Below are 14145 nucleotides of genomic sequence, written 5' to 3' on the forward strand. Positions count from 1 at the left end.
AAATCGTTCATCGCAACTGACCTTGACAGTACATGAGCCCAATCTTGGAAACCGTGTCAGAGTTTGCAACAGAGCCCTCTGCTCGAAGCACGGCGCTCGCTACTTTATACAAATCTAACGGTCGCTGAAGTCGGCTACTCGCTCGGGTTTCCGGACCCGGCCTATTTTTCCCGGTTCTTTAGCCGCCATGTGGGGCTGTCTCCAACGGACTTCCGTAGCTCTCGTTCGTCATAGCGCGTCATCACGGCTTCGTCAGTTTTATTCCCCTCAAAAATGCATATGACTTGTATGTCATTAAATTCCTATGACTTATCCAGAGTTGGATGACAGATGATCAAGTCGAAAATTGCACGCCTAATTATCCAAATCACGAATAGCGGAACTCACCATATATAATCTACATAACTTTCTAGGCGTACTTCGTAATCGGGGTCTAATCGGCGCCGATAACCATAGTTCCATGCCGCACTCGTGGCATAACATTTGGCAAAGAAAGGCATTTTTCAATCACAAATGATCTGCATAGAGTATCGTACTTTTTATCGTGCAAAATGTGTTGAAGGCGGCGGGTGGTCGAAAGCATCGCAAATCCGTGCAGGAGAGACCAGCAAGAAATTGCAAGAGCCTCTAAATAATGCTCATCATGTTTCGGCACCAAAAGAGATATATAATTAGAAAATATATTAAACTTATTCTGTACGTCTCGCATATAATCGTCGCTCGCCGGGAGATCTATAAATATATCTGCTGCAAAACATAGTTGATATAATTGCGGATGCTCCTCGGAAAACCGAAGGTATCTATCAAATACGGAACGTACCTTTTCGATAGGCGCTTCATAAGGCTCGGCTGCTTGGGCCAAGCCGTCATTAATCATCCTTAATCCATGAGAGATCAGGGCTTCCAGGAAACGGCGTCTGTTAGCAAAATGTCGATAAGGCGCTCCCCGAGACACCCCGGTTGCGGCGGCCATTTCCCGAAGGGAAAGGTTACCGTAGCCAACCCGTTCGATTTCAACAACGGCAAGGTCAAGGAGCGCACTCTGAAGCTCTCCATGGTGGTAGGGACGATCTTTGCTCATGCGAGGAGTTTGGCAGAAACCTCGGGTATTCTCAATGATTACGGACAAGCGGTCGATAAATCCGCAGCAGCCAAATACCCGATCGAATGTGTATGGGTCAGATTGGAGGTGCGCAGGCATATTCATAAATTTCAAAGGTCGTATCTCCGCCTGGGCTGCGGATTTCACAGCGCAGATGTGGGTACAGACGAGCTTGATGGCGACGAGATTGTTCTTGGGGTACCTGTCGTAGTAGGTGGCTATGCTGCGGAACCGTTCGATCCGAAATTATGCCGGATTGGACCTGTCGATGGAAACGTCGCACGTCTGCGTCGTCGATGCCGATGGGCGCAAGGTTGGAATGCAATGCGTAGACAGCACGTCAGAGGCGATCGCCGCGGTGCTGGAGCGCTATGGTCCCATTGAGCGCGCTGTGATCGAAACGGGCCGGATGAGTCCGTCGGTTGCGCTCGGGCTGCGCGAACTTGGTGTCGCGATCATCTGCATCGACGCGCGTCAGGCCCACCAGAGCCTGAAGGCGATGAAGGCGAACAAGACCGATCCGCATGATGCGGCCAGCCTTGCCCAACTGGCGTACACCGGCTTCTCGACAACACGATCCGCGGCCTGTGCGCCACATTCGGCTATCGTCCCTATCCGTTAAAAAGACTCGGCCTTGAAGTAGCGCCGGTGTCCTGATTCAGTCTGCGCGAGTGGCGGAGACGGGTCGATGATGGGCGAGCTGACAGTGGCGCAGGAGGCGCTGTTCTACACCTTCAGCCTGGAGCGGCATGTGCCGGCGGATCATCTGCTGCGCTCGATTGACCGGTTTTGTCGATCTGTCGGACATTCGCGAGCATCTGCGCCCCTGCCTCCCGATTGCGGTGAGAAAGCTTGTCGACTTCGGTGTCCCGCGAGGGAACGCAGGGTCGGATGATCTGCGAAGGTCGAGGGATGGGCCGCCGAGCTCGCTTCAAGTCAATGCAACGTCCGGCCTTGTGAGACCCGATACAGCACCACCGGCCTCAGGGTCGGCGAGTGCGGGCAGATCCTTGAGACCCTCAAGGGACAACCGCCAAGCGATCGCAAATTACAGATCACGACTTAGTTGGCCGCTGAACTGCGCGAAACTTTATTTCAGGCCCTTCCCCAATCTGGAAGCCGAAGGTGGCGCGTTCGATTGAGGTCTCACGAACTACGGCTACCCGCCTCGCTTCTCCACTTGACATCGTAAATCTCGCCTGCAATGTATGCGCCGACAACATCGCTCATAGCTTGCATGATCCCGATGAAGGGACGCAGCGGTTTGGGAAGTTAGGAGAGGATGTATGGTGATAGGAGCGCCGCGATGCGAACGCGGCAACGCTACGCGTACGCGTCGTGAAATGGCGGACTCGTGCCGATCTCGTCTGAAGGTGCCTCATAGTGGGAGCGACGGGCGGCCATCGAATATAGGCGAGTCCTCAATCCCAACCGATACACGATTATTCGCGCCGCTAGTCAAACTTCATAATGTTTTATTCGCTGAATATGTTCCTGCAGCAAAGCGCAGGCGCGTAACACTTAAAAAGGCATGCGTTCATGACTAAGCTATTTCCTGACGGTCTCTCTTTCAGTGGATACAACACTCCAAGTAGAATTGAATGCGATATATATGATCTTGAGGTGGAGGGTGATGTTCCCCCGGATCTTAATGGTAGATGGTATCGCTCCGGCCCGGATCCCCAATATCCGCCATATCTGGGAGACGACATTTACGTGAATGGGGACGGGATGATCTCGATGTTTAACTTCGAGAACGGCCATGTCGATTTCAAGATGCGCTATATTCAGACCGAAAGATGGAAAGCTGAGCGGGCTGCCCGACGTTCTCTCTATGGGAAATATCGCAATCCGTGGACTGATAAACCTGAAGTCGCCGGGAAAAGCCGAGGGACCGCAAATACCGCGCCAATTTGGCACGCTGGCCGTCTCCTGGTGCTCAAGGAGGACCATGTGCCGATGGCTGTCGATCCGGACACTCTAGCCACCTTGGGCGATTTCACTTGGAATGGGCAGCTTAAAAGTAAAACAGTTACAGCCCACCCGAAGATAGACCCCGTTACGGGTGAGCTTCTTCTGTTTAGCTATGAATGTGAAGGTGATGGTTCGTCGCCAATGTGCTTCCTGATCGAGGACAAAAGTGGGAATCTTGTTAAAGAAGAGTGGTTCGATCCCCCATATGTCGGGATGGTCCATGACTTCGCGATCACGACTGATTACGTGATCTTTCCAATCTTTCCGACGACAATGGATCCCGAGCGCTTGAAGGCAGGTGGGGATCATTGGAAGTGGGACGGGAGTTTGCCTAGTTGGGTTGGCATTATGCCGCGAGCCGGCAGTACGACCGATATCCGATGGTTCAAAGTGCCTACGTCGTGTGGCTTTCACGTCATCAACGGCTTTAACGAAGGCACAATAGTCCATCTCGATATGATGATCTCCAAGCGGAATGGCTTCCCCTACATCGGCGACATCGCAGGATCGGCCGCGGATCCTCAGGATGGCGTCCCCTATCCCACGCGTTGGTCTTTCGACATGACGTCGAACGCCGTCGATGGAGGATTCTCATCGAAGAGTTTGGCCCCATATGGCGGTGAGCTGCCGCTCATCGATCCGCGATGCGTCGGTCGGGATTATCGCTACGCCTATATCTCAATGGTGGATCCGGAGAGGCGGATATTGATGGCCGGCCCTACCTACATGGGCGCTAACATGATCGGCAAAATCGATCTGACGACCGGCGAAGTCCAAACCTATCACGGGACTGACGAGACTAGCTTCCAGGAGGGCGCGTTCATCCCGCGCGGGCCTGGCGAAGATGAAGGTTGGTATATCAATATCGCCGATCGACATGACCAAAACCGTTCCGATCTGCTGATCTTCGACGCGCGCGCCATCTCCGAGGGGCCGCTTGCAACGGCCCGATTGCCGATTCGTCTCAGGAGCGCCTTTCACACGACTTGGGTTCCGGGAGTATGACCATGATATTGCCTAACGGCGTGACTGAGGCGTCAATGCGCGCAGCACTCACGGAATTTTCCGCGATCGTCGGGAACGAATGGTTCTTTGGTCCCGAAAACGAACGACTGACAGCCTATAACGACGCCTACCCGCTGGACGATCTCGCTCAGCAAGGATATATGATGTCGAATGCGAGTTTGACATGGCGCGGCCCTGAAAACCGCTACTCTGTTGCTGTGTATATCGATAATATCGAGAACGAGACGTTAAAGGCGACCTCGTTTGTACAACCAATCGTCGGTCTTCCTGTAGTTACACTTGAAGCTCCTCGGACTTACGGAATTCGAGCTAGATTTAATTTCTGATTCGTAGGGACGGCCTGCTTTCTCCATTGATCTTCTATTTACCACTAAAGAGGTGGAAACATGCGGTTTGAACGAATCAATCCACTCACTGGCGAAGTAGCATCCTCGGCTGAGGCTATGCAGGCCGCTGACATTCCGAACTTAGGCAATAGGGCTGCCGAAGGTCAAAAGGTCTGGGCAGCGCTGGGTCCCAACACTCGTCGCATGGTTCTGCTGCGGGCGGCATCGGCCTTGGAGGCCCGCAAGGACCAGTTTGTTGCTTCGATGATGCAAGAGACTGGGTCCACACGTGGTTGGGCATTGTTCAATCTGGAACTTGCTGCCGGTATAGTCCGAGAAGCGGCAGCGCTGACTACTCAAATATGCGGTGAAGTAATTCCTTCGGACAAGCCCGGCTGTCTGGCCCTTGTGATGAAGGAACCTGTCGGGGTCGTGCTTGGGATAGCACCTTGGAACGCACCGATTATTCTCGGCGTTCGTGCTATCGCGGTGCCGCTTGCCTGTGGGAACTCGGTGATCCTCAAAGCTAGTGAATTATGTCCAAATACCCACGCGCTTATCGTCGAGGCCTTCGCTGACGCGGGGTTTCCCGAGTCGGTAGTAAATATCGTGACTAATGCGCCAGAAGATGCTGCAGAAGTAGTCGGCGCGCTGATCGACGCGCCAGAGATCAAGCGTATCAACTTTACTGGCAGCACCCATGTCGGTCGGATTATCGCTCGTCGGGCGGCGGAAAATCTTAAACCTTGCCTGCTCGAGCTTGGCGGTAAGGCGCCGCTCCTGATTCTGGAAGATGCCGATCTCGACGAAGCCGTCAAGGCGGCAGCTTTTGGTGCGTTTATGAACCAAGGCCAAATTTGCATGAGCACCGAGCGAATTATCGTGGTTGACGCAGTCGCAGAGGCTTTTGCGGAAAAGTTTGCATCAAAGACGGCGACCCTTGTCGCGAGCGACCCGCGTGAAGGGAAGGCGCCGCTGGGTTCGGTGGTCGACATGAGCACTGTGAACCGCGTCAACGAGTTGGTTGACGATGCGATCGAGAAAGGTGCCAAGATCTTGACGGGCGGAAAAGGGGACAATGTGGTGATGTCTGCCATCGTGCTTGATGGCGTAACTCCCGCAATGGATCTCTATCGCGACGAGAGCTTCGGCCCGGTCGTGGCCTTAATCCGTGCTCGCGATGCCGACCAAGCGGTGGAGATTGCCAATGACAGCCAATACGGGCTTTCTGCGGCTATCTTCACACGCGATATCGCAAAGGGGTTGATGCTCGCGAAGAGGATCAAATCAGGCATCTGTCATATCAATGGGCCCACGGTTCATGACGAGCCGCAGATGCCTTTCGGGGGTACCGGAGCGTCTGGCTATGGCCGGTTCGGAGGCAAACAGGGGATCGATAGTTTTACTGAAACTCGCTGGATTACAGTTGAAACCCTGCCAGGACAGTTTCCGATTTAAACCAAGTCTAATCAAACTTACCAGTTGGGAATTAAAACAATGGATTTCACCACATATATAGATGCATTCAATTCCGGGGATTACGTTAATCTCGTGGATCAATGGTTTACGGAGGATGTGGTCTGGGAGGATGGCGGTCAAACGGTGACGGGCCGCGATGAATGGTTGAATTTGTTCCATTTCGTTCGAAATGGTATCCGTGAGATATTTCGGCCTATCACAGGCTTTGATGGCCCGTCGGGTCATTTTCGTGAGATCGACATGGATTTTCATGCACTAAAGTCGCGGCCAGACTTTCCGTTTGGACCGTTGGCGCCAGGCGACATGATGACGGTGAAGTTCTTTATCATATATGAGTGTGAAGGTAATCGGATTCGTCGCCTGAAAGCAGCGACTTGGCCTGTCAACTATGGAACGAGTAAATTACCGCGCTTGGGCGCTCACGTTACTCAGCGAGCCGCGTTTCAGGCTTTCCAAGCAGCGCTGGCCCATGAGCATGGCGCAAATGCAAGGCAGTATCTTGCCGCTCAATTGCAAATGGGCAGCACCGGTGGGACGCGTTCCAGTTCGCATGAAGACGCGATTGGCTCGCTTAGAGAGGCTGGCGTGGCCACGGCGACGTTGAAGGACGCGAGGGACGATGAACTGTTGCTAGATGCAGGCGGGCGTCTGATGAGACTAGGCCTGCAAAACGGTCTAATATCTCAATTCGAACTGGTTTAATTCGGCGCCGACACGTCCGGCGTCCGGCATAGCGTGAGACATGCCCTCATGTTTGTAAATAAAATCTCCGTTGAGATAAGTTGGGGTGATTGCGATCCCGCCGGGATAGTTTATTATCCCCAGTATTTCCGAATGTTTGACAGCTGCACCGCCGCGATTTTTCGCATGGTGACCGGTATTGACAAGCGCGCTATGATTGAGAGGTACGGGATTGTTGGTTTTCCGATGGTGGATACCGGAGCCCGTTTTTATATTCCCAGTCGGTTTGGTGAAGAAATTCAGGTGCATACCTCCGTTCCCAAGATTGGCCGTAGTAGTTTTGAGGTGTCACATCGCGTCTTCAGAGGTGAGGATCTGGCGATCGAGGCATTCGAAAAGCGCGTTTGGTCTGCCATCGACCAGGAGAGCGGAAGATTGCGAGGCATTCCATTGCCCCCTGAAATCGTGTCCGCGCTTTCCACTCCCTCCATCCATGAAGGTGTTTCGTCGTGAGCAAGCTGATTATCACCGTTGCTCCTACGGGCGGCATGGCATCCAAGAAGCAGAGTTCGCTTCTTCCCACGCAACCCGATGAAATTGCAGCTTCCGTATACGCATCTTACAAGGAAGGGGCAGCAATTGCTGCGCTTCACGCTCGTAGGCCGGATGATGGCGCAACTTGTAACGCGGATATTTACCGTGATATTAACGGACGTATTCGCGATTGCTGCGACATCATTATAAACAATTCCACCGGGGGCGGATCAAGCGGTGACATGCTTGTCGAGAGGCCGGACGGATTGTTCGAATCAAGCTTCGAGGAACGACTAAAGGGCTGCGAAGCCGGTGCGGAGATGGCGACCTTCGATGGCATGACCTTCGTCGACGTCCATGGCGGACGGGAAATATGCGTAATCACGCCGCCCAGCCGCTGCGAAACGCTGGTGCAGCGTATGACGGACAGGGGCATCAAGCCTGAATGGGAGGTATTTTCACCAACCCATATATTGCAGGATGTAACACGACTCATTCAGAAAGGCTATGACAAGCCTCCCTACTACATCAATATGGTCCTGGGCGCAGACAAGGGCTTTCAAGGCGCCATGCCCTATAGTCACGATATCCTAGCGGCAATGATCGCGGCTTTGCCGCCGCAGTCGATTTTCTGTGTGTCGGCGATTGGGGCGGCGCAGCTGCCCGCGACCACACAGGCTATGCTGTTGGGCGGACACGTGCGCGTCGGCCTAGAGGACAATCTTTACTATAGCCGCGGGCAGTTAGCGACCAATGAACAGCTCGTGGCTCGAACCCGCCGCATCGCGACGGAACTGGGGATTGACATCGCATCTTCCGCAGAGGCGCGTGAGATCCTCGGCCTGAGTACCCCGAATTCTTGAATGATGGAGCCGGTCTATCAGCGTGCGCAAATCAGCGGGCTATAATGGAGAAGAGGATGGTCGGAAAGAAGCCACTTGTTCTGATGATCGTCACCCACGACACGAAAGAATTCGAGGGACGTTTTCTCAGAACCTGCCTTGAAGAAGCTGGATGCGAAATAGTCCATCTCGATCCAAGCGTGCGGCGTACGGTCGGAAGCCCCGAGATTCCACCCGAAGAGGTTGCTGAAGCGGCGGGGTGGAGCATTGAGAGAGTGCGTGCGCTTGGTCATGAGGGCAAATGCCAGGCTGTGATGATCGAGGGTGCTATCCGAGTTGCCCTTCATCATCATGAGGCGCAACCCTTCTCCGGCATTATCTCTATCGGCGGGTCGATGGGAACAACGCTTGGCACAGCGGTCATGAAGGCCTTTCCCTATGGTCTTCCCAAGTTGATGGTCTCCACCATGGCGTCGGGGTTCACTGCACCATTCGTAGGGGCGAAGGACATCATAATGTCCAATGCCGTCACGGATGTCTCAGGCATCAATTCGATCAGCCGCGATGTCTATCGCAACGCCGCGCTCGCTATTGCTGGCATGGCGAAGGGTTATGACCCTGCCGCACAGAGGGAAGATCGACCTCTCGTTCTTATGACCACATTGGGTACTACCGAAGCATCAGTTCGACGTGTAAGGGAAGCGCTTCAGGACGACGGCAACGAAGTCATGGTGTTCCATTGTGCTGGCGGCGGCGGCGGAACCCTCGATGCGATCGTTGAAGGACGTGATGTCGCTCTAGTGCTCGATTTGTCGGCAACAGAAATCGTCGACCATCTTCACGGCGGCCTTACAGATGGTGGTCCTGAGCGTGCGATGGCGGCGCTGCGAAAGGGCATTCCGACGATCTTGGCTCCCGGCAATGCCGATTTCATCATCGGCGGGCCGTTAGCGGAGGCTAAGAAGCGGTTCCCAGGCACGCGCTATCACATGCATAATGCTGCGCTGACTGCTGTTCGCACACAGATGCAGGAGCTACGAAATCTGGCCGATCACTATGCCAAAATGGTCATTGAAGCGAAAGGACCTGTACGCTTTTTCGTACCGTTGGGCGGCTTTTCCAGCCATGACAGCCCGGAAGGGCATCTCCATGATATCAATGTGCCCGGCCCCTTCGCCGAATATCTTCGCAAAGTCATTCCCAGCGCTATTCCGGTCGAAGCGGTGGATGCTCACTTTAATGATGAAGTGTTTGCTGACCGCATCATTCTCGCGGCCCGCGATTATCTCAAGATCGGAGTGCATGCGTGAAAGGTGATCTGCCTCTAAGTCCTGAGGATGTGAACGAAATCGTCACAATCCTGAAAGGCAGTCAATATGATCGGTTGGACATCCGAACCGATCGCTATCGGCTTCGCGTCAGCAGGGCCGATGCAGGAGAAGGTCAAGGGGAAGGCTGGAGCCAGGCGTGGTCGCTCGAAGACGAAGCGTCGCCTGCCGGGGCGACTGCCCAGTCGGGTCAGGAAGAAATCCCGGTTCCCGAAGGCATGCATGCCATTCGCGCACCTTTGCCTGGCGTCTTTTACCGCTCCCCAGCTCCTGGAACTGCATACTTCGTTGAGGTCGGCAGCAGCGTCGAGGCAGAATCCAATGTCGGTATCATCGAGACCATGAAGCTCTTCAATCCCGTCCCCGCAGCTTGTGCAGGCGAGATCGCGGAAATCTTAGTCGAGAATGGCGCGATGGTAGATGCCGGCGCCATTTTGATGCTCGTCAAATGATCAGGCGTCTCCTCATTGCCAATCGCGGCGAAATCGCTTTTAGAGTTATTCGCACAGCAAAGCGTCTGGGCATCGAGACTGTCCTTGGGGCGTCCGAAGCGGATCTGAATAGCGCGGCCGCATGGCTGGCGGATCATATCGTAAAGGTCGGTCCGGCTCCCTCGGCGCAAAGCTATCTCGACGTTGCCAAGGTGATCGCCGCGACCAAACTAAGTGGGGCGGATGCGCTGCACCCCGGCTATGGCTTTCTCTCCGAAAATGTGGGCCTTGCCCGTGCTTGCGCGGAAGCGGGGATCGCTTTCGTCGGCCCTTCCTCATCCAGCCTCGAGGCAATGGGTGACAAGCTGATGGCGCGTAAGGTCGGCATCGAAGCGGGCCTCCCGGTGGTCCCGGGCGGTGAGGCAGGCGATAAGGAGGAAGCGCGAAGGCGCGCGCAGGAAACGGGCTATCCGCTATTGCTCAAAGCTGTGTCCGGGGGCGGCGGTAAGGGAATGAAAAGAGTCGATAATGAATCGCAGCTAGATGGTCAGATCGATCTTGCCATGGCTGAAGCGCAGGCTTCCTTCGGGGATCCACGCATCTACGTCGAGCGCTTTATCACGAGCGGCCGGCATATCGAAGTGCAGGTGCTTGGCGATGGTGTGAATGCGATTCATCTGGGCACGCGCGACTGTTCGATACAGCGCCGCTTCCAGAAGCTGGTCGAGGAAGCTCCAGCAGCCCTTCTTCCCGATGACAAGCGCACGGCTATCGAGCAGGCGGCGGTCGATTTGGCCAAGTTTCTGGCATATCGAGGAGCAGGTACGGTCGAATTTCTGGTAGATGCCGTTACTTTCGATTTTTATTTCCTAGAGATGAATGCGCGTATCCAGGTAGAGCATCCCGTAACGGAAGCGATCACCGGCGTCGATCTGATTGAGCAACAGCTGTTAGTAGCAGCCGGTAGCAAATTGGCGCTGACACAGGAGATGATACGGCCTCGCGGTCATGCCATTGAGGTGCGCATCAACGCCGAAAACTGGCGCGAAGATTTCCAGCCCTCGCCCGGGCGCGCCGCATCGGCCAAGTGGCCGGCGGGCGAAGGCATACGCGTCGATACCCATATATTCAATGGCGGCCTCGTCCCGCCCTTTTACGACTCCCTCGCCGGGAAGCTCATTGTCCATGGCAACGACCGAGCCGAGGCTATTGAGCGCCTGACTGCTGCCTTATCGGTATTCGAGCTAGAAGGCATGGATTCAACAGCTGGGCTTCACGCCATTATCGCGGCTGATCCGCGATTCCGTGCCGGCGACGTCGACACCCGCTTCTTCGGAAATTTGAACAATGGCTGAAATAAATCTCGTCGACGTTTCGGTGCGCGATGGCAACCAGTCGCTGTGGGGCGCGACAGGCCTCGATACAGCAAAGATCCTCCAGGTCGCCGGCCAGATGGATCGCGTAGGCTTTAGAGCAATCGATTTCACATCATCGACCCACATGGCCGTAGCAGTGCGTTATTTCCGTAACAATCCCTGGGAGCGTATCAGGCGTGTCCGGGCTGCCATGCCCAACACACCGCTTCAATTTATCACCACCGGCCTACGATTCATTGCTTGGCAGCAGGCTGGTCCCGAATTTATGCGAATCGTCTATCGCCGGCTCCAACATAATGGCATCGGCCGCTTCATTGTTCTTGATCCCATGCATGACATAGATGCGGTTCTTGAAGCAGCTCAGCTCATCAAAGAAGAGGGTGATGCGCAAGTTATGGCGGCGCTGACATTCACCCTCTCTGCCGTGCACGATGATGCATTCTATGCAGATTTCGCAGCGAAACTCGCCAGATCGCCCCATATCGACCTGTTCTACATCAAAGATCCGGGCGGCCTGCTATCTCCAGATCGCGTGAAGACACTCGCACCGGCGATCAAGGCGGTGATCGGCGGGAAATCGCTGGAAGTCCACCCGCACTGCACGATCGGTTATGGTCCACTTACCGCTTTGGCGGCCGCCGATTGCGGAGCTGTCGATGGCATTCATGTCGGTATCGGCCCCCTCGGGGATGGCAGTTCGTTGCCCGAGGCCGGTAGGCTTGTCGCGAATTTGCGGGAAGCAGGCCATAGTGTGCCGATCGATGACAGGGCTCTAGCAAACGTTACCGATTATTGGTGGCGTCTGGCTAAGGCGGAAGGCCTCCAACCGGGCACGCCTCAAGCCTTCGATGCCAGTTTTCTGCGTCACCAGATCGCGGGAGGGGTGATGACCACCACTCGTCGACAACTGAGTGAACTGAAGCTCGAGCACCTTTTTGGCGCGGTAGTCGAAGAGACGGAGCGTGTTCGTGCTGAACTTGGATATCCTATCATGGTAACGCCCTTTCCCCAGATGGTGATGACGCAGGCGACAACAAATATCGTCAGCGGCCAGCGGTACGTTCAGGTATCGGATCAGATTTTGCGCTATGCAATGGGCAAGCTTGGGCGTCCGACGAGCCCAATCGATCCGGTGATCCTGGATGTCATCATGGATCGACCGCGGGCAAAGGAGATAGCTGGTGAACCGGATTTCCCTGACTATTCGGATCTCCGTCGCAAGTTTGGCGCGCATCTGGACGATGAGGAATTTCTGTTGCGCGCCGTGATGCCGGCGGATCAGGTCGACGCAATGCTTGCGATGGGACCCAGCCGCGCAACCTATACTCCGGAGGCTGCGCCGTTGATGAAATTGCTACGAGAACTTATTGCTAACCCGACCCTGAAAGATGTCGTAATCGACAGAAAAGGTTTACGATTGGCACTTCATTCTGGCGCTTCCGCGGGCAAAATGTAATGGTCAGTGAATCGCTTGACGGCTTGGCTGCCCGGCTTGCTGGTGCATCGGGTTTCATTTTCGACATGGACGGCACGCTTGTACTTGGCGACAGCGCCAGTTCTGGATATCGCCCGCTTCCGGGCGCAGAAGTGCTGCTGGAAGAACTTACAGCGCGCGGCATGCCCTTTAGGATTTTCACCAATGGGTCTGCCATAGCCCCGGCTCAATATGCGTATAACCTGCGCGTTGCCGGGTTGAAGGTGCCTGACAGTGCTGTGATGACGCCGACGACGGCCGCTGCATATTGGTTTTCTGAACGGGGGATCCGCAAAGTCAGGGCGCTGGGGCGTAGCGAATCATTCGTGCCGCTGCGTGCCGCTGGTATCGAAGTCGTCGAAAATGCCGCTCCTTCTTGCGCGGTTGAGGCTGTCTATGTCGCCTATCACCGCGCATTCACGTTCGACGATCTGGAGGCGGTGCTCGCGGACCTCGAAGACGGCGCGCAGCTCACAACGGCGTCCAATGTTCCCTTTTTCGCTTCGGAGGGCGGGCGCAAGATCGGAACTAGCTTCGCGATTAATGCGGCCATCACCGCGATGACGGGGATCGAGCCTGTCATACTCGGCAAGCCATCGCTCGCAGCACTGCATTGCGCCCGATCTTTGATGGGTCTGCCGACTGATGCGACGCATAAATTGATCGTCGTGGGTGACGACCCAGGGCTAGAAATGAGAATGGCGCGGGCCGCGTCCGCCGCGAGCATTGGTGTGACGACTGGTCTCTCAGATGCAACCGACTTTGGCGCACATGCCGATGAGCAGGCAGATTTCGTCGTCAGATCGCTCGACGAATTGTGCGTGCGGTTAGGCGAAAGAATTGACGCAGTATGAGGCTTTCGGAAGCTGCGCAATCAGGACTAGAGTAATCCTACGTTGACGGTGCTTCGCTGCGCTTCTTGGTGTGCACAATCACAATGAGACGACATTGATGATGATGGTTCCGCAAATCGGGCCGGGTTAGCAGCGAAAGATTGGGAAGGTTACGCTGGTGCGCGCTGGCGACTTTGCCCCATTGGCATCAATCCCGGGCCGCTCGGCAACCGTTTGGATCGCATAGTCCAGATCGGTCGTGGTCGGCTTGCGGAAGCTTTCATGCGACTTCTCGTGCTAGGTTCATAAATTGGCAGTGCCCGGCTAGCCGCAGGGCGTTCATCCAGAACTCTCGCCGTTGGCCGGTGGCGGCCAGGGCATGGCCGCGATCTTCTGCAATTCGGCCCCTGTGCATTATGCGGACACAGATTCACGGTAGCGGTTTGATGAGCAGCGGCATGAGGCCATTGGCGTCGAGATCGAGGTGATCGGACCAGACATAATCGCCGGTGAGATTGATGCGATCCCAACCCAATGGTGAGAGCCGAGACAGCATAGCCGGATCGATCTGGCTTCCGCGGCGGCGCATTTCTTCGACGGCGTGCCCAAGATAGCGACAGTTGAACAGGATGATCGCTGCGGTGACGAGGTTGAGGGCAGCCGGGCTCTGTTGCAAACTCTGACACGGTTTCCAAGATTGGGCTCATGTACTGTCAAGGTCAGTTGCGATGAACGATTT

14 protein-coding genes and 2 pseudogenes are annotated in these 14145 nt (G+C 55.2%); 14 read left to right on the plus strand and 2 right to left on the minus strand.

Going from position 1 to position 14145, the window contains the following annotated elements:
• Positions 1-63 precede the first annotated feature (63 nt).
• Positions 64-234: a helix-turn-helix domain-containing protein gene (locus tag AC1Q5P_RS21040; RefSeq protein WP_492519945.1), complete on the plus strand. Its 171-nt coding sequence runs from the start codon at positions 64-66 to the stop codon at positions 232-234.
• 199 nt (positions 235-433) lie between these two features.
• Here AC1Q5P_RS21040 and AC1Q5P_RS21045 read toward each other — a convergent pair whose 3' ends face one another.
• Complete coding sequence (locus AC1Q5P_RS21045; protein WP_159368312.1) at positions 434-1081, minus strand: TetR/AcrR family transcriptional regulator; 648 nt, start codon at positions 1079-1081, stop codon at positions 434-436.
• Positions 1082-1370: 289 nt separating this feature from the next.
• Between AC1Q5P_RS21045 and AC1Q5P_RS21050 the strand changes: the two genes are divergently transcribed.
• The 13 genes and pseudogenes from AC1Q5P_RS21050 (at position 1371) to AC1Q5P_RS21110 (ending at position 13427) form a co-directional block, all read left to right on the plus strand.
• Positions 1371-1724 (plus strand): IS110 family transposase, encoded by a 354-nt coding sequence (locus AC1Q5P_RS21050; protein WP_220474115.1) that lies wholly within the window; start codon positions 1371-1373, stop codon positions 1722-1724.
• A 66-nt stretch (positions 1725-1790) separates the two neighbouring features.
• Positions 1791-1929, plus strand: a pseudogene (locus AC1Q5P_RS21055) (IS5/IS1182 family transposase); the annotation flags it as partial.
• Positions 1930-2641: 712 nt separating this feature from the next.
• Positions 2642-4081 (plus strand): carotenoid oxygenase family protein, encoded by a 1440-nt coding sequence (locus AC1Q5P_RS21060; RefSeq protein ID WP_022684422.1) that lies wholly within the window; start codon positions 2642-2644, stop codon positions 4079-4081.
• Complete coding sequence (locus tag AC1Q5P_RS21065) at positions 4078-4428, plus strand: hypothetical protein (protein ID WP_022684421.1); 351 nt, start codon at positions 4078-4080, stop codon at positions 4426-4428. Before AC1Q5P_RS21060 ends, AC1Q5P_RS21065 begins: the two co-directional genes overlap by 4 nt.
• 60 nt (positions 4429-4488) lie before the next feature.
• Entirely contained in the window at positions 4489-5886 is a 1398-nt protein-coding gene (locus AC1Q5P_RS21070) for an aldehyde dehydrogenase (RefSeq protein WP_022684420.1), read from the plus strand.
• 39 nt (positions 5887-5925) lie between these two features.
• Positions 5926-6609 (plus strand): nuclear transport factor 2 family protein, encoded by a 684-nt coding sequence (locus tag AC1Q5P_RS21075; protein WP_022684419.1) that lies wholly within the window; start codon positions 5926-5928, stop codon positions 6607-6609.
• Positions 6610-6657: 48 nt separating this feature from the next.
• Positions 6658-7101: an acyl-CoA thioesterase gene (locus tag AC1Q5P_RS21080; protein WP_022684418.1), complete on the plus strand. Its 444-nt coding sequence runs from the start codon at positions 6658-6660 to the stop codon at positions 7099-7101.
• The gene (locus AC1Q5P_RS21085) at positions 7098-7985 is read left to right on the plus strand and encodes a beta-keto acid cleavage family enzyme (RefSeq protein WP_272952377.1); all 888 of its coding nucleotides are present in this window, start codon (positions 7098-7100) and stop codon (positions 7983-7985) included. Before AC1Q5P_RS21080 ends, AC1Q5P_RS21085 begins: the two co-directional genes overlap by 4 nt.
• 56 nt (positions 7986-8041) lie before the next feature.
• Positions 8042-9274 carry a Tm-1-like ATP-binding domain-containing protein gene (locus tag AC1Q5P_RS21090; RefSeq protein WP_022684416.1) on the plus strand — a complete coding sequence of 411 codons (1233 nt, stop codon included), beginning with the start codon at positions 8042-8044 and terminating at the stop codon, positions 9272-9274.
• The gene (locus tag AC1Q5P_RS21095; RefSeq protein ID WP_006961057.1) at positions 9271-9744 is read left to right on the plus strand and encodes an acetyl-CoA carboxylase; all 474 of its coding nucleotides are present in this window, start codon (positions 9271-9273) and stop codon (positions 9742-9744) included. Before AC1Q5P_RS21090 ends, AC1Q5P_RS21095 begins: the two co-directional genes overlap by 4 nt.
• Entirely contained in the window at positions 9741-11078 is a 1338-nt protein-coding gene (locus tag AC1Q5P_RS21100; protein WP_006961056.1) for an acetyl-CoA carboxylase biotin carboxylase subunit, read from the plus strand. The genes AC1Q5P_RS21095 and AC1Q5P_RS21100 overlap by 4 nt, the downstream gene beginning before the upstream one ends.
• On the plus strand, positions 11071-12555 hold the full coding sequence (locus AC1Q5P_RS21105) for a biotin carboxyl carrier protein (RefSeq protein ID WP_006961055.1): 1485 nt from the start codon (positions 11071-11073) through the stop codon (positions 12553-12555). The genes AC1Q5P_RS21100 and AC1Q5P_RS21105 overlap by 8 nt, the downstream gene beginning before the upstream one ends.
• Complete coding sequence (locus tag AC1Q5P_RS21110; RefSeq protein ID WP_006961053.1) at positions 12555-13427, plus strand: HAD-IIA family hydrolase; 873 nt, start codon at positions 12555-12557, stop codon at positions 13425-13427. The genes AC1Q5P_RS21105 and AC1Q5P_RS21110 overlap by 1 nt, the downstream gene beginning before the upstream one ends.
• A 409-nt stretch (positions 13428-13836) precedes the next feature.
• Here AC1Q5P_RS21110 and AC1Q5P_RS21115 read toward each other — a convergent pair.
• Positions 13837-14073 (minus strand): annotated as a pseudogene (locus tag AC1Q5P_RS21115) (Tn3 family transposase); the annotation flags it as partial.
• Positions 14074-14145: the final 72 nt, after the last annotated feature.

Source organism: Novosphingobium sp. GW835-FHT14H07, assembly GCF_058793515.1.